The organism is Desulfallas thermosapovorans DSM 6562, assembly GCF_008124625.1.
GTDB lineage: Bacteria > Bacillota > Desulfotomaculia > Desulfotomaculales > Desulfallaceae > Sporotomaculum > Sporotomaculum thermosapovorans.
Genome location: NZ_VNHM01000007.1, coordinates 116,137 through 131,788 on the forward strand (window position 1 = coordinate 116,137; position 15,652 = coordinate 131,788).

17 protein-coding genes are annotated in these 15,652 nt (G+C 50.2%); all 17 read right to left on the bottom strand.

The features are described from left to right. Window positions 1–2 precede the first annotated feature (2 nt). Window positions 3–1,139 (bottom strand): M20/M25/M40 family metallo-hydrolase, encoded by a 1,137-nt coding sequence (locus LX24_RS07760; RefSeq protein ID WP_166511575.1) that lies wholly within the window; start codon window positions 1,137–1,139, stop codon window positions 3–5. Between the two features lie 135 nt (window positions 1,140–1,274). After that, entirely contained in the window at window positions 1,275–1,820 is a 546-nt protein-coding gene (locus tag LX24_RS07765; RefSeq protein WP_166511576.1) for a 2-oxoacid:acceptor oxidoreductase family protein, read from the bottom strand. Beyond that, a complete protein-coding gene (locus LX24_RS07770; RefSeq protein ID WP_207706556.1) occupies window positions 1,820–2,572 on the bottom strand; it encodes a thiamine pyrophosphate-dependent enzyme in 753 nt (250 codons plus the stop codon). Before LX24_RS07770 ends, LX24_RS07765 begins: the two co-directional genes overlap by 1 nt. Next, window positions 2,572–3,636 (bottom strand): 3-methyl-2-oxobutanoate dehydrogenase subunit VorB, encoded by a 1,065-nt coding sequence (locus tag LX24_RS07775; RefSeq protein WP_166511577.1) that lies wholly within the window; start codon window positions 3,634–3,636, stop codon window positions 2,572–2,574. Before LX24_RS07775 ends, LX24_RS07770 begins: the two co-directional genes overlap by 1 nt. After that, the gene (locus LX24_RS07780; protein ID WP_166511578.1) at window positions 3,629–3,850 is read right to left on the bottom strand and encodes a 4Fe-4S binding protein; all 222 of its coding nucleotides are present in this window, start codon (window positions 3,848–3,850) and stop codon (window positions 3,629–3,631) included. Before LX24_RS07780 ends, LX24_RS07775 begins: the two co-directional genes overlap by 8 nt. A gap of 138 nt (window positions 3,851–3,988) precedes the next feature. After that, window positions 3,989–4,684, bottom strand: a complete 696-nt coding sequence (locus LX24_RS07785) for a hypothetical protein (RefSeq protein WP_166511579.1) — start codon at window positions 4,682–4,684, stop codon at window positions 3,989–3,991. Window positions 4,685–4,728: 44 nt separating this feature from the next. After that, window positions 4,729–5,583 (bottom strand): MraY family glycosyltransferase, encoded by an 855-nt coding sequence (locus LX24_RS07790; RefSeq protein ID WP_243131665.1) that lies wholly within the window; start codon window positions 5,581–5,583, stop codon window positions 4,729–4,731. 17 nt (window positions 5,584–5,600) lie between these two features. After that, window positions 5,601–6,275, bottom strand: a complete 675-nt coding sequence (locus LX24_RS07795) for a glycosyltransferase family 2 protein (protein WP_166511580.1) — start codon at window positions 6,273–6,275, stop codon at window positions 5,601–5,603. 30 nt (window positions 6,276–6,305) lie between these two features. Continuing rightward, window positions 6,306–7,178, bottom strand: coding sequence for a copper transporter (locus LX24_RS07800; RefSeq protein WP_166511581.1), 873 nt, complete (start codon window positions 7,176–7,178; stop codon window positions 6,306–6,308). A gap of 22 nt (window positions 7,179–7,200) precedes the next feature. Then, window positions 7,201–8,322 (bottom strand): putative cytokinetic ring protein SteA, encoded by a 1,122-nt coding sequence (gene steA, locus LX24_RS07805; RefSeq protein WP_166511582.1) that lies wholly within the window; start codon window positions 8,320–8,322, stop codon window positions 7,201–7,203. A gap of 277 nt (window positions 8,323–8,599) precedes the next feature. Next, on the bottom strand, window positions 8,600–9,361 hold the full coding sequence (gene spo0A / locus LX24_RS07810; protein WP_166511583.1) for a sporulation transcription factor Spo0A: 762 nt from the start codon (window positions 9,359–9,361) through the stop codon (window positions 8,600–8,602). A 130-nt stretch (window positions 9,362–9,491) separates the two neighbouring features. Further along, window positions 9,492–10,703 carry a SpoIVB peptidase gene (gene spoIVB, locus LX24_RS07815; protein WP_243131666.1) on the bottom strand — a complete coding sequence of 404 codons (1,212 nt, stop codon included), beginning with the start codon at window positions 10,701–10,703 and terminating at the stop codon, window positions 9,492–9,494. Between the two features lie 518 nt (window positions 10,704–11,221). Further along, a complete protein-coding gene (recN, locus tag LX24_RS07820; RefSeq protein ID WP_166511584.1) occupies window positions 11,222–12,913 on the bottom strand; it encodes a DNA repair protein RecN in 1,692 nt (563 codons plus the stop codon). A gap of 5 nt (window positions 12,914–12,918) precedes the next feature. Beyond that, entirely contained in the window at window positions 12,919–13,374 is a 456-nt protein-coding gene (gene argR, locus LX24_RS07825) for an arginine repressor (protein ID WP_166511585.1), read from the bottom strand. Continuing rightward, the gene (gene mnmM, locus LX24_RS07830) at window positions 13,355–13,972 is read right to left on the bottom strand and encodes a tRNA 5-(aminomethyl)-2-thiouridylate-methyltransferase MnmM (RefSeq protein WP_166511586.1); all 618 of its coding nucleotides are present in this window, start codon (window positions 13,970–13,972) and stop codon (window positions 13,355–13,357) included. Before mnmM ends, argR begins: the two co-directional genes overlap by 20 nt. Then, window positions 13,965–14,831 carry an NAD(+)/NADH kinase gene (locus LX24_RS07835; protein ID WP_166511587.1) on the bottom strand — a complete coding sequence of 289 codons (867 nt, stop codon included), beginning with the start codon at window positions 14,829–14,831 and terminating at the stop codon, window positions 13,965–13,967. The genes mnmM and LX24_RS07835 overlap by 8 nt, the downstream gene beginning before the upstream one ends. Further along, window positions 14,828–15,652 (bottom strand): TlyA family RNA methyltransferase, encoded by an 825-nt coding sequence (locus LX24_RS07840; protein WP_166511633.1) that lies wholly within the window; start codon window positions 15,650–15,652, stop codon window positions 14,828–14,830. Before LX24_RS07840 ends, LX24_RS07835 begins: the two co-directional genes overlap by 4 nt.

Here is a 15,652-nt window from a genome sequence, read left to right on the forward strand (position 1 = left end):
AACTATTCTCCCTTCCCGGCCCCGCAGGTTACCGCCGCTTTGATGATGGCCAGTACATACGAAGCATCCATTACCAGGTCATCCACATTGATAAATTCGCCGGTGGTGTGCACATTTTGCATGGCAATGCCCAGGTTCACCGCTTCAATACCATGCTCATTAAAAATATGGGTGTCGCTGCCCCCGCCCGTGCCTTTGACCACGGGCTCTAGACCTATGTCCAATGCCGCATTGCGGGCTAACTCAACCACCGGCGCATCGCCGGGTACATCCATGGCCGGATAAACCGTTTCCACTTTTATCTGCACCCGGGCTCCACCTTCCCGGGCCGCCCTCTCCAGCGCCTCGCAAATAGCCCGGGTTTGCTTGATCCGTTTATCTTCCTGCAGGCTTCTGGTTTCACCTTTAATAGTTACTTTCTCGGGCACAATATTAATGGCCGTACCACCGGAAATAATGCCGATATTGGCGGTGGTTTCGTGATCTATGCGGCCCAATTGCATGGCTGCTATGGCCCGGGATGCCACCTGAATGGCATTCACTCCATCTTCGGGGTTAATACCGGCGTGGGCTGCGGTGCCAAGCATTTCAGCATATATCTCGTCCTGGGAAGGACCACGTGTGATAATGGTGCCCGCCGGGCCGTTGCTGTCCAGTACATAGCCCATCCGGGCCGTCAGGCGGGAAAAATCCAGGTACTTGACGCCCGATAATCCCACTTCTTCACACACGGTAAAAACCAGTTCCAGGTCACCAAAGGGTAATTTTTGTTCCTGCAGCACCCGTACCGCCTCCAGTATGGCAGCTATACCCGCTTTGTCATCGGCACCCAGAACGGTATCTCCCGCCGAGCGGATGACGCCGTTTTCTTCCACGGGTTTAATGCCGCAGCCCGGAGTTACCGTGTCCATGTGGGCCGAGAACATCAGGGCCGGTGCTTGGGCATTGCCGGCCAGACGGGCAATGAGATTACCCGTGTCCGATCCGGTTCGGGAACCGGCCTCATCTACATGGACGGTAAATCCCAACCTTTGTAGTTTTTCCTTAAGCAGTGCGGCCATTTGTCCCTCCCGGCGGCTTTCACTGTCCACCTGTACCATTTCCATAAACTCGGCCACCAGCCGCTCCCTGTTTATCAATCCAACCCCACCTTTGCAAACTATTGTTGTTAATATAATAACCGCCGGAAGCCCGGCTGTAAAACCGGCTTTCGGCGGTTATTATGGATTTGTTTATATTTATTTATTACGATATTGCAGTTGCTTTAATAAACTTTAAGCCTGACCCCTGGCCAGCTCGCGGCCCTTTTCCAGGGCTTCGCCGTTTAAGGGGATTAGATTGTGGTGTTTGGGCGGCAGCACCTTTTTCAGCGATTCCAGTACGCCTTCGTTGGATACTACGCCGGTTAGTTCCAGTAAAGCTCCCAGGATAATATTGTTGGCCACTTTGCCGTTGCCCAACTCCTCGGCCATGTCGTTAGCCGGCACATATACGGTGCGCACATCGGTGCGCTGGGTTTTAATATCAATCAACGAGCTGTTTACCAGAATCAAACCGCCCGGTACCACCGTGGGTTCAAATTTTTCCAGGGAAGGCCGGTTCATGGCAATCAGCACGGTGGGTTCGCTGACCACCGGTGAGCTAATGGGTTCAGTGGAAATGGTTATGCCGCAGTTAGCCGTACCGCCGCGCATCTCCGGGCCATAGGAGGGAATCCAGGCCACATGTTTATCCTCGATCATTCCGGCGTAGGCCAGCAGCTGTCCGGTGGATAAAACACCTTGCCCCCCGAAACCCGCGATTAAGATACCTTCAAACATTATATCTGCACCTCCTCCGCCGGAGTTTTGTGTTCACCAAGCGGGTAGTAAGGAATCATATTCTCTTCCAGCCACTTCAGTGCCTCCAGAGGGGGCAGGCCCCAGTTGGTGGGGCAAGAACCCAGTATTTCCACCAGGGTAAAGCCGTCTCCGCGCATTTGTACTTCAAAAGCTTTGCGTATGGCCTTTTTGGCCTGGGCTATATGCTTGGGGTTGTGCAGAGATACCCGGGCCAGGTAAGCACTGCCATCCAGCGGGGCCAGCATTTCACAAACCTTTACGGGCATACCATTGGCATCCTTATCCCGCCCGTAGGGAGTGGTGGTGGTTTTCTGGCCCAATAACGTGGTGGGGGCCATCTGGCCGCCGGTCATGGCGTAAACCGCATTGTTGACGAAAATAACGGTTATCTTTTCGCCCCGGGCCGCCGCGTGCACCAGCTCGCCCGTGCCGATGGCCGCCGCGTCGCCGTCACCCTGGTAGGTAAACACCAGCCGGTCGGGCAGCACCCGCTTGATGCCCGTACCCACCGCCGGTGCCCGGCCGTGGGCGGCCTGGTACATATCTATATCCAGGTAATTATAAATAAATACGGAACAGCCCACCGGTGCTATACCCAGGGCGCGCTCGTATATACCCATTTCATCAATAACTTCGGCCACCAAACGGTGGGCAATGCCATGGGTGCAGCCCGGACAGTAATGGAATGGTAAATCAGCCAGCGCCTCCGGCCTGGTAAAAACTTTTTTCATTATACCGCACCCCCGTTGTACAGTTTTTTAACCTCCGCCAGCACATCCCGGGCCACGGGCAGCATACCGCCCACCCGGCCATAGAAATGCACCGGCTTTTTACCCGCCACCGCCAGCCGCACGTCTTCCACCATTTGGCCCATGTTCATTTCCACCGTCAGGAACTGTTCAGCCGTCTCCCGTAAACGGGCTATCACTCCGGCAGGGAAGGGCCAAACTGTAATGGGGCGGATCAAACCAACCGCCAGGCCCTCCTGCCGGGCACGATCAACCACAGCCTTGCAGATTCTGGCACAGGTGCCAAAGGCTACAATGATCATTTTAGCGTCATGCACCTGGTATTCTTCCCAGCGCTGTTCTTCTTTGGTTATGGCCGCATATTTTTGGGACAGCCTGATATTGTGCTTCTCGCATTCTTCAGGCACGATATATAACGAGTTGATTAATCGTTTGGGGCCGCCTTTTTTACGCCCGGTAGCCGCCCATTCTTTTTCCGGCGGTTGCACCAGTTTCTCCTCACCCAGGTCCACCGGTTCCATCATCTGGCCCAATACACCATCGGCCAGCAGCATCACCGGGTTACGGTATTTATCCGCCAAGTCAAAGGCATCCGCCATCAAGTCAATAATCTCCTGCACCGATGCCGGGGCCAGGCAAATCACCCGGTAATCGCCATGACCGCCGCCATTGACGGCCTGGAAATAATCGGACTGGGCCGGGGCAATGTTACCCAGGCCGGGACCGCCCCGCATCATGTTCACTATTACACAGGGCAGCTCGGCACCGGCCAAGTAGGATATACCTTCCTGCATCAAGCTAATACCGGGGCCCGAGGATGAAGTCATTACCCGGGCACCGGCCCCGGCGGCGCCAAAGACCATATTGGCCGCCGCTGTTTCACTCTCCGATTGCAAATACACACCGCCCACCTCGGGCATACGCTTGGCCAGGTAGTGTGGCAATTCACTCTGCGGGGTAATGGGGTAACCGAAGAAATAGCGACAACCGGCCCGCACGGCACCTTCTCCGATGGCCTCATTACCTTTCATCAATATTTTAGCCAACCTTTTTTTCCTCCTTTGCCACTTCAATTACCAGGTCCGGACACATGCGGGCACACAGTGCACACCCGGTGCATTTTTCAGGTTCTTCCACGGTAGCCGGGTGAAATCCCATGACATTGATATGCCCGGCCATTTTAATTAATTGTTTGGGACACACCGCTGCGCATAATTGACAACCTTTGCAGCGCTCTTCCCGAAATGTTATTTGCGCCAAAAAGAGCCCTCCTTAATACCTGGATAATGTATAGATAAAATTGATAGTAGCTATTAGTGTCGCACATTTGTCACCGGTTAAACTAGCTATTTGGTTATCTTGAGCGTTGGCCAATGATCTTTGGCGTCCCCGTGTTTTCTAAAATAAGCCTGACCCCTTGGCCCAGGGAGGCATCATGTTTTTTTCAATGGGGAATAGCGGTATACCCGGTATGCGCCCGGTTATCTCCCGGGCCAGTGGGCTGTGCACGGCTACAAAGGCTACCGGTAGTCCCAGCTGCCGCGCCGCATCCTCAATGATGGCATGGCCATTTAAAACCGTATCCGGGTCAGTGGCGGAGCCCAGATTGGTATTGCTCACCAGAGCGGTTACCTGCAGGCGGGATGCCTTTTCCACCGACCGCAACATTTTAATTATTCCCTCTGCCGTACCGGTAAAGGGACGACAAGCATTGGCCACAAAATACATGTTATAAGACCCGGCGGGCAAGTAATGTTTAAACCGGCCCAGGGCAACAGCACCGATATCATCGCCGCCGACATCAAAAACGCCCATGCACCGTTCATCTTCCAAAACACCTATAATAGACGGTGGCAGGGCGGGCACATCGGCACCCGCCAGTTCGCCCGGCGGGCATATCACGCGCAAACCCGTTTTCTCCAGTTCATCACGCATCAACCTGGTACGAAAATAAGGATTAATAATATCTAAATCCACAATACCAACCCGTGGGTATTGTCCTTTCAGCCACAGGGCAAAGTTTATAGACAGCTCGGTCTTGCCGCTGCCTAAATTGCCTGTAAATAAAGTAATTCTTTTGAAATCGCTCAGCAATTGAATACACTCCTAATTCGTGACCAACAAGTAATTATTCGACATTATTTCTCAGGTTCCTTCTCCCGGCCCAACATATCCAGATAATTCAGTATAATGTTTCGGGAAATAATTTGGGTCAGGGAATATTTTTCTGTAATTATATGCAGTATTACCAGCACCGTCAGGTAACCGGTACGGTAATAACCCTCCAGGGATACAGCTGCTGTTAATCCAATGACTATACCCAGCGTGTTGGACCCGGCATCCCCCATCATGGCCCTGGCTTTAAGATCCGCCGGCAAAAAGGCCAGCAGTGTACCCAGCACCATGGTGGCCAAAACGGCCTCGGGACCACCCAGCGCCGCGGGCAGCAAAACTGCGTACAGCAGCACGAATACTTTGCCGGCGCGACCGGGTCGCAGGTCAAACAAATTGACCAGGTTAACCGACAGGGCTATGATCAGAGTGCTGTCCAGTACACGCCTAATATCACCGTGGTATACCTGCACCGCTAGAAAAAGCGCCAGTATGCCACCTCCCAGCGCTTTGACGGCCCCGGTGGTTAAACGTCCCCGGGCCAGGGCTTTAAAGTGACCTATTAATCCACTGGCGTCACGGCTGCCCCAAAAATCATCCATGAGCCCCAAAAAGGTGGCTCCGGCCATGGCCAGTAAATAAATCAACGCAATAGCACGTAATCCTGCCGGCCAGAAATAAAACAAGGGTAGTACTGCTGTTAACGTAGAAATAAAAAAAACAACCCCTGCGGCCAGAGGTATCTTTTCTCCCTTGAAATTCGGTCGCACAAATTCAGCCCGGACAATCATATCCAAAATTTTTTCCCTGATGAACAAAGCAATAAAAAAAGCCAGTCCCAAACCCACCGGCAAATAAAATAATTCCGGCTGCCAGTTCAATGATTTCACCTCGAAACTTATTTCACAGCGGCTCTGGCCAGTACCAGGGCCACGTGACAAAACTGTCTGCCCCGGTGCCAGAAACCCTTCAAGTCACGACCGGTTTCAGCATGGGTCATTTGCACCGGCACTTCCAGCACCTTAAACCCCGCCCGGACCGCCTTAATGGTCAGGCCAACCTCCACCCCGTAGCCCGAGGCAAAGGGTAGCAATTTTTCCATTACCTGACGGGTCATCACCCGCTGGCCTGATAAGGGGGATTGCATTTCCAACCCGGTGTAAAATTTAATACCTTTCCTGGCCAATCCTTTAACCAGGCCGAAGCCCCCTTTGCGCCGGGGCGGCGGAAACCGGGCCACGGTCATATCCGCCTGACCCGCCAGTACCGGTTCCAGTAACCACCGGGCTTCCCTGGCTGTCTCGCCCAAATCACCATCCAGCAGCATGATCACACCGGCATTAATATCCGCGCTGCCCCGGTTCAAAGCAGCACCTTTGCCGCTGTTCCGGGGCATGCTGATCACCCTGGCCCCCGCGGCAGCAGCCAGCTGTGCCGTACGGTCGGTGGACGCATCATCCACCACCACAATTTCGTTGACTTCAGGCAGCGCGGCCAGCGAGGCCACGGTGGCGCCGATATATTTTTCTTCATTAAATGCCGGTATGAGAGCCACAACCCGCTTTAACGACATTTACACCCTCGTTCCTTTCCTAAACCAAATCTACTGAACCGGTAAATCGGGCAGCAGCCTTTGGGCCGTGGATTTAATACCATAGTGGCCGGGTTGGCCGCTTAGTGCCAGCACCATAGCAAATTGACCCGGTACGGTATCAATATTATCCACTGTGCTAATGTGTTTGCGCTGGTATTCTTTCATTGATGACAAAGTGACATCGGTTTCCTCCACGCCCACCACCGGTATGTTTAACTCGTTGAAATAATCTATTAAAGAGATATCAATTTGCATGTTGCGGTTGATATCATTGTAACTGCCGCCGACAATGATGATACCATCTACCGGGTTACCATACTGGCCGCTGGTTTTAAGCAATTCTTTTTCCACCAGGTGCCCGATCACCAACGTATTTTCACCGGTATTTATATTGTTAGCTATTTCCATTGCCAGCCTTTTATATAATTCATCAGTGGTATTAACGGGCCAACCGAGTTCCTGCTGCAAAGCCTCGATGGTTTTCTGCTCATCGCCAATGGCGTTGACTGAAGTAACTGAAATAATACTGCCCCCGGCGGCTTCTATTACCCCGGCAACTTCCGGGGGAAAACCAAAGTTATTTAACTCCACCAGGGCATAATTTTTACCGGCCAGTTTACCCGCCGCCAAAACCGGCAGCACTTGTTTTTCAAATTGTTTATGCATATTGGAGTCGGTTTCCAGTGTATTGGCCCGGGCTTGAATGGTTTCATTGGTTTCCCGTAATGACTGCAACTGGCTTTCCAACCTGTCTGTAACCTGTTTCTGGTAATCAATCAGCGCGTCATTACCCAGTAAAGTACTGCCGATTAAAATGCCGATACCCAAAGCCAAAAACACCGCCACCAGCGATGCAATATGGTATTTGTAATCAATAATCATTAATTATCACCTTGGTTTCCCGTTAGATTCCCACCAGCAGTCGAAATTGAATAAACAAAAGCCGCAACAATTCCCTGGTTGAAGGAGAAATCACCGCCACAGCGGCCACAGGCAGCATCGCGGCAACAAAAATGGGGGCCAGGTGTTTGGCACGCAGTCTGCTTTTATACAGTTTGCTGACCCCTTTGGCATCAATTAACACCGAACCCACCTTGGCCCGCACCAAAAAAGTACTGGCCATGCCTTTACGGCCTTTTTCCAGAAAATCTATCATATTGGAATGGGTACCAACCGCCACAATCAGCTCGGCCCCCTTTTCGTAGGCAATTAGCATCGCTATATCCTCGCTGGTGCCCGGCGCGGCGAAGGTTATCGCCGGCAAGCCCATTTCCTGTAACCGGGCCATGCCGGGTGCCCGGCCGTCCGGGTAGGCATGCACCACCAGTTCGGCACCGCATTGCAGCGTTTTATCGCTGACGCTATCCATATCACCCACTATAACATCAGGCTTCAATCCAAACTCCATTAAAGCGTCGGCCCCACCGTCAACACCTATCAGCACAGGCTTTATTTCGTATATATAGGACTTTATTGCCCGCAGGTCTTCTTTATAATTTTTGCCGCGCACTACTATCAAGGCGTGCTTGTCCTTAAAGGTGGTTTTAACATCGGGAACTTTATACTGGCCGCAAATCAGGCCAATTTCATTTTGGGCATAATCCATGGTATTTTGTACAAAACTGGACAATACGCTTTCCAAATTGGCCTTGGTGGCCTCCATTTTTTGTTTTATAATATCAACGGTCAACTCTTCACCACTACACAGTACCCGGCCCGCGTGAATTATCTGGCCGTTCTTTACTTCAATTTCCTGGCCTTCCGTCAATATTGAAAATAAATCACTCTCCGGGCAGTCCACCAGTTTAATACCGGCTTCCACAATGGTCAAAGGCCCGCAATTGGGATAAACTTCACTCATGGATGAACTGACATTGACCACCGCTTTTACATGGGCTTCCACAAGGGCATTGGCGGCCACTTCGTCCAGATCGCGGTGATCTATTACGGCAATATCTCCATGCTGCAAGCGTTTAACCAGATGCTTGGTTTTTTTATCGAGCCGGACTGTGCCTTTGATGGCCACATTATCACCACCTTAATTTTCTCATTTTACAGTTTTTGCTTATTGCCGTCAAGACCGCACCGGTGCCAAAATAAGTAAATTTATATTATATATGTTATGATTCCAATATATGTTATGATTTCACGACACAAACCTTTCACATTATATATCATAAACCAAAATAAAAACACCGCCAATTTATTGTCTTTAGAAAAACTAATAAATTATTGGTGTTAGAAATTTGCATTTTAAAATCGTAAGTAGTAATTCTCATTTTTTTAAATATGAAGATTTTATACTAGCTGACTTTGGCTTCAATGCGCAATTTGTCGGCTACCATGGCAATGAACTCGGAATTGGTAGGTTTACCGCGCTGAAGGTTAATGGTATAACCGAAAAATTTGGTCATCATTTCAATGTTACCCCTATCCCAGGCCAGCTCGATAGCATGCCGTATAGCCCTTTCCACCCTGCTGGGAGTGGTTTGATATTTATGGGCGATCATGGGGTACAATTCTTTAGTTACCGCCCCAAGCAAATTTACATCTTCGATAACCTGTAAAATGGCGTCCCGCAGGTAATGATAACCTTTTATATGGGCGGGCACACCCATCTCATGGATAATATTTGTAACCGCAACATCAAGATTTTTGGGCTTGGCCACCGAAATATACTGGGCTACCTTAAATCCCCCGGCCAACTGTTTTATTCTGGTGGCCAGCACCGAAAAATCAAAGGGTTTTAATATATAATAATCTGCCCCCAATTCAACAGCCCTCTGGGTTATACTTTCCTGGCCAAAGGCAGTCAGCATGATCACCCGGGGTCGATGTTGAAATTCATTTAATTTTTCCAGCACACCGATACCATCCAAATGGGGCATGATCAGGTCCAGCACCAAAATATCGGGTTCTTCTTCCTGGATTAAATCCAGTGCTTCCAAACCGTTTTGGGCGATACCCACCAGGTTCAAGTCTTCCTGTTCCTGCAGAAATTCCTTTAATAATTCACAAAATTCACGATTATCATCAGCTATTATAATTTTAATTACCTTTCTCATTGATTTCCCGCCTCCTAAAAACTTCTTTTTTATCTCTGAGTATTTACTTTCGACGTGGAGGGGGGAATACCTTTATTTTTTTTTAACTTTTTTGTTAAATTTTTACTATTTTATTTCTACACGTTAATAATTATCCCGCTATCCTTTCCGCATGCTCTATATTTAACAGATTTGCTTCTTTTAACATATTTTCTGCCAGAACACCATACCCTTTGGCAGGATCATTGATAAAAACATGGGTTACCGCCCCCACCAGCCTGCCGTTTTGTATAATGGGACTGCCGCTCATGCCCTGGATAATGCCGCCGGTACGGTCCAATAATCTTTTATCGATAACTTTGATTACCATTCCCTTACCCTGGTTATCCGCGGGCAAAATATCCTCAATTTCTATATTAAATCTTTCTATTTTATTTTCGTCAAGAACCGTTAATATTTCGGCCGGGCCCTTTTTAATTTGATATTTCATGGCCACGGGTACGGGCTGGTTATAATAAGGGTTACGGATACCCTTTTGCAATTTACCAAAAATGCCGCAGGTGGTATTCTTTTCAATGTCTCCGATTATATCGCTACTGCCTTTAAATACACCCAGCTTTTCTCCCGGAGCACCCTTTTTGCCCGGGTGCAGCCCTTTAACGGCGGCCTCCACTATCTTACCGTTCACCGGGTTTAATCTATGGCCGCTTTCAAAATCAGTGATCATATGGCCCAGCGCTCCGTAGGTTTTTGTTCTTGGTTCATAAAAGGTCAGTGTCCCTACACCGGCAGTGCTGTTTTTAATAAACAGCCCAATGCGATAACGGCCAGTTTTGTCACACAGGATAGGTTCAATCCTGGCCAGCCTGTTTTTATTTCCCTGTTTAACCAGTAAAGATATTTTTTTTCCTTGTTTCCCGTATTTATCAACAAGTTCCTGTAATTGATTTTCACTGGTAATTTTTGCGCCGTTGATCTGTAAAATCAAGTCGCCCACTGAAATACCGGCTGCCCTTGCCGGGTAGTATGTTTGACCGTCCTTCTCCACAGCGGCTTCCCCCACTACCATGACACCCTCGGTATGCAATAAAACACCAATGGATTGCCCCCCTGGAATGACATGTGGGGGATCCACCACATTTACCACCATGCGATGAATGGGCAGCAAACCAAAAAGCTTCATCTGCATTTCCATTTGCCCCGTTTTTAAAGCTACGGGCAGTATTTCTTCAGGATTATAAGTAAATTCCCGGTATTGGTTACCGTCAACTGAAAATATTTCAGACGCCGCACGCAGGTTCAAACTTACGTTTTGAATAAAAATCTCCGGCAGTTCAATGCCCGTTGCAATTCTATCACCCACATTGATATACTGCCGGGTGGGTAGAAAATAAAGCCAGTAAGAATTAAGGGTAATAAAAGTTGCCATCAGAGCAAATACTAGTACAAACAGGGTTCCCAGTGATCTGTGATGATTGCTGCGTTTCAGACAACATTCCCCCTTATGCAAAATGTTTTACTTTTAATAAAAAATGGTCAAAAAAAATCACCGCCCTTCCCTTTCGCAGTGTAAAAAAATTTGTGTAATTAAATTGGCCCGGTTCATGTCCATTTATTCCGCCCTTTTGTACCTCTCTTTGGAAAGGCCTGCAGTCATGCCGTCCCCTTTTGTTCTGTAACATATTGATAACGGGCACAAAAAAAATGGTTGGCATATTTTTCGAAGTTGCCAACCAATTAGTTCCAATTGGCGCCTGGTGTTGCAAGATAAGCTAAAAAGCTTTTAACCTTATATGCATGCCTTTCCAGGGCGCAAAACGTTATGAAAGAATTTCTTTCAGACTTTCAACACCCGGCACTAAAGCTAGATTCGCCAATCTTTTAATTTTCGGAACTGCGCAGCAAAAGATTACGCGCGTGGTGATAAAGAGCTGTGGATTCCCGATCGCCCCCTAGCATGCGGCTTAATTCTTTGATACGTTCCTCGTTCTCCAATAATGATATTGTTGTCACAGTTTTTTGGCTATCTGCCAGTTTGTTGATTAAAAAATGTTTGTTCGCGCAAGCTGCAACAGCAGCTGCGTGGGTTACACAGAGTATTTGCTTGGCCTGGCTTAACTGGTCCAGTTTGCCGGCCACCGCCTGTAATGTTCGCCCCCCGATACCGGCATCCACTTCGTCAAAAACCAGGGTATTGATTTCGTCAGCGGCTGCCAGTATTGATTTAAGGGCCAGCATGACCCGGGACAATTCGCCGCCCGAGGCGCTCTTGGACAGCGGGCGCAGCGGTTCCCCCGGGTTGGGGGAGATCAGGAATTCCACTGCGTTTTGGCCCCGGGGACCGGGTTCGGAGGTGGTCAGGCGCACCGCAAACTGCACATTGCTCATGGCCAAATCCTTTAGTTCCCGCTCGATGGCCTGCTCCAAACCGGTGGCTGCTTTTTGCCTGCCCGCCTCAAGTTGCCGGGCCAGGGTAAAATACTGGTCGGCACTTTTGTTCACCTGTTCATCGATACCGGCCGCATCAGTTTCCATGGCCTTTAGTTGCTCCAGTTCAACGGCAATCTGCTCTCTGTGGTCCAGTATATCGGGTATGCTGGCCCCGTATTTCTTTTTTAACCGGTCAATTAAGGCCAGCCTTTCTTCAATATAATTCAACTCCCGGGGGTCTATTTCCAGGTTTTCCTGGTAACTGGCCAATTCCCGGGCGGTTTCTTCCACCAGGCAAAGGGCTGAAAAAATATTTTCCCGGGCACTTGTTAAACCGGGTATGTAGCGGCAAAGCTCATCCAGGCTGTTTTTGGCCTCGCCCAATAGGTCAACTGCCGCCGGGGTGCGGTTGGCACCTTTGTGTATACTCACCAGTACCTGCTCAGTGAGAGATGATATTCTTTCGGCATTGGCCAGCATATCACGGCGCTGTCTCAGTTCTTCCTCGTCCTCACCGGACAGGCGGGCCGCGTCTATTTCTTCCATTTGATACTTGATCATATCCATGCGCTGTTGTCTTTCCCGCCCGCCGCTAGTTATCTTTTCCTTGAGGTGCAGGTATTTACGCCACTGCCGGTAAGCTTTTTCGGTATCCCGGAGCAAATCAAGCACACCGGCACCGCCGTACCTGTCCAGCATCTGCATTTGTTTATCCGCCAGAAGTAAGGATTGTTGATCGTGCTGGCCGTGCAAGTCAACCAGTAAACCGGCTATTTCCCGGTAAACGCCCAGGTTGACAATCCTGCCGTTAACCCGGCAGGGGTTGCGACCCTGGCGGTTTATTTCCCGGCTTAGAATGAGCAAATCAGGTTCATCCTCACCGGTTTCCAAACCGTATTGCAGCATACGGTCCCGCACGCCCGGTAGCCGGGCAATATCAAATGTAGCCTGAACCAGTGCCCGGTCCCGGCCGGTGCGAATTAATTCTGTCTGTACACGAAAGCCCAGGGCAACTTGCAGGGCTTCCAGCACGATGGATTTACCCGCCCCGGTTTCACCGGTAAGGACATTCAAACCCGGTCCAAAGACTATTTCCGCCTCATCAATCAGTCCGAAATGTTTTATGTATAATGAAATCAGCACACCATTCACCTCCCGGTGAGAGCAAAGAATTTCTTCATGGTGGCATGGGTCAATTTCTTGGGCTTTACAACAACTAATATGGTGTCATCCCCGGCAACCGTACCGATTACTTCGGGCCAACCGGCATTATCGATGGTAGAGGCCACTCCCTGGGCCTCACCGGGTAAAGTTTTGATGATAATAAGGTTTTCACTGTAGTCCAGACAGACCACCGAATCTCTGAACAACCTTTTCATCCTGTCTTCATTTCTTGGGTTCAGGGATTCCCCCGGCACTGTATAGCGGGATATGCCGGAACTGCCGGGTACTTTGATCAAGCCCAATTCTTTAATATCCCTTGATACGGTAGCCTGGGTCACTGAAAACCCGGCTTTTTGCAGAACATCAACCAGATCTTCCTGGGTACTGATTTCCTGTTCACTGATTAATTCCAATATTTTTTTATGGCGCCAGGTTTTCAATTCCTTTTTTCACCCTTTCTATAAAGATTAAAAAGGGAGCCGAAACCGACCTGTTGATAAAGGTAACCTTAAGCACTCCAAAGCGACGGGGATCAAGATTAGCCGCGGTTTCCTCCACAGCCCGGCTTTCATCCGCGGCACCGGGATGGCCGGTATAAACCACCACGCTGATCCGCCCGCCCGGTTTTAGAAGTTCCAGGGCAATCTGTAACGCCCTGACCGTGGTATGGGCACGGGTTATTCTGTCGTGATCGCCGCCGGGCAAGTAGCCCAAATTGAATATAAAGGCATCCACAGGAGTATCAATATATAAATCCATTTTTTCATGCCCGTCATGAATTAAAGTTACGCCGCTGTCCAAGCCGAACTGTTTTAGCCTCCGGGCTGTAATATCAAGGGCCTCCCGTTGGATGTCGAAGGCATAAACCCTGCCGCCCGCACCCACCGCATTGGCTAAAAAAAGGGTATCGTAACCATTGCCCGCTGTGGCGTCCACCGCCACACTGCCTTTTTGCAACACTTCACCTACAAACTGCTGCCCCAACAGCACCGCATTTCCCCGTACACCGGCAAAATTAACGGGCCTTTTGTTAGACACCGGCCCCGTCTCCCTCTTTTAATTTTTCCTTAAGAATATCGAAAAAAGTGCGGTTATTCAGTTTAATAAATTTAGCCCGGTGAGAAGCTCTGCGCACAATCACCGAGTCTCCGCACTGCAATCGCATACCGTGTTGACCATCCATGGTTAGCATAACCTCACCTTGTTTGGAACGTAATGTTACCTGCACCTCACTGTCCGCAGCAATGACCAGCGGCCTTGCCCACAGGGCGTGGGGACAAATTGGTGTTACCAGCATAAGTTCCAATTTAGGCACCACCAGCGGACCCCCCGCTGAAAGCGAGTAGGCTGTTGACCCGGTAGGGGTGGATATAATTACTCCGTCGGCATGATAAGTATTAAAAAGGTGCCCGTCCACCATGGCATCAAAAACAATCATGCGGGCAAAGGCGCCTTTGGCAATTACAGCATCGTTCAAGCCATTTATCGGGGCGCAGGTGAGCCCGTCCCGCACAACGCTGGCTTTAAGCATCATCCGCTCCTCAATGGTATACTTTCCAGCCAGCAGGCATTCCATGGCCTCGTACAGCCGGGGGATGTCCACCTCGGTGAGGAACCCCAAGCGCCCCAGGTTGACGCCAAAAATAGGCACTCCTGCCGGTGCAGCCAGGCGAGCGCTATGCAGCAACGTGCCGTCTCCTCCCAGCACCACCAGGCACTCCACCTGCCGCACCATTTCCCGGCGGTTAAAACCGGCCAGGGGTCTGCCTATACGGGTAGCAGTTTCATCGTCCAGCAATAAAGCAACCCCCCGGTTGCACAACCAATTCTCGATGTCGTTGACCAGGTTTATAATTTTACCCTTATCTAAATTGGACAACAGGCCGATGGTATTCAATGTTCCGATCCTCCGGATAAGTTACGGTGCGCCTCGGACACCGCCCGAACAATCAATTCATTTAACCCGCCCGGGGCAGAGGCGGGCTTTTTGAAATGCAGCAAGTACTCGATGTTACCCTCGGGCCCCTTGATGGGGGAATAGTCAATACCCAGCACTGCAATACCCAAGCCACCGGCCGATTGCACCACTTTTTGCAGTACCTCCCGGTGTACCCCGGGGTCTTTGACCACTCCCTTTTTGCCCACCACCCCGCGGCCCGCCTCAAACTGCGGTTTCACCAAAGCCACACCTTCGTATTTGTCCAGCAGGTAATCCAGCCGGGGTAGCACCAGGGTGAGGGAAATAAATGAAACATCAATGGTAACCAAATCGGGCATACCCTTTATGAACACGTCCCTTTCCATATAACGGATATTGGTCCGTTCCAGCACGGTTACCCGGGGATCGGAGCGCAACGACCAGGCCATCTGGCCGTAGCCAACGTCCACTGCATAAACCGCTGCGGCACCGTTCTGTAATGCACAATCTGTGAATCCCCCGGTGGAGGCACCAATATCCAGGACCACTTTACCCGGCATATCAATGGGGAAAACTTGTAGTGCCCGGGCCAGTTTATAGCCACCCCGGCTAACATAAGGCATTTTTGGTTTTACAATAATGTTGGTTTGGTGGGCGTCCACCCTTTGCCCCGGCTTATCCGCCAGCTGGCCGTTGACCATAACCTCCCCGGCCATTAATGCGGCCCGGGCCTTTTCTCTGCTATCAAAAAACCCCTTTTCAACCAACAGCACGTCAATCCTTTTCTTTTCCGCCACGAT

Bases quoted from the DNA above. Each gene is read 5' to 3' on its own strand.
- LX24_RS07795 (WP_166511580.1), bottom strand. From the start codon at position 6,275: ATGTCGTTAAAGCGGGTTGTGGCTCTCATACCGGCATTTAATGAAGAA.
- LX24_RS07800 (WP_166511581.1), bottom strand. From the start codon at position 7,178: ATGATTATTGATTACAAATACCATATTGCATCGCTGGTGGCGGTGTTT.
- LX24_RS07765 (WP_166511576.1), bottom strand. From the start codon at position 1,820: ATGTTTGAAGGTATCTTAATCGCGGGTTTCGGGGGGCAAGGTGTTTTA.
- spo0A (WP_166511583.1), bottom strand. From the start codon at position 9,361: ATGAGAAAGGTAATTAAAATTATAATAGCTGATGATAATCGTGAATTT.
- LX24_RS07770 (WP_207706556.1), bottom strand. From the start codon at position 2,572: ATGAAAAAAGTTTTTACCAGGCCGGAGGCGCTGGCTGATTTACCATTC.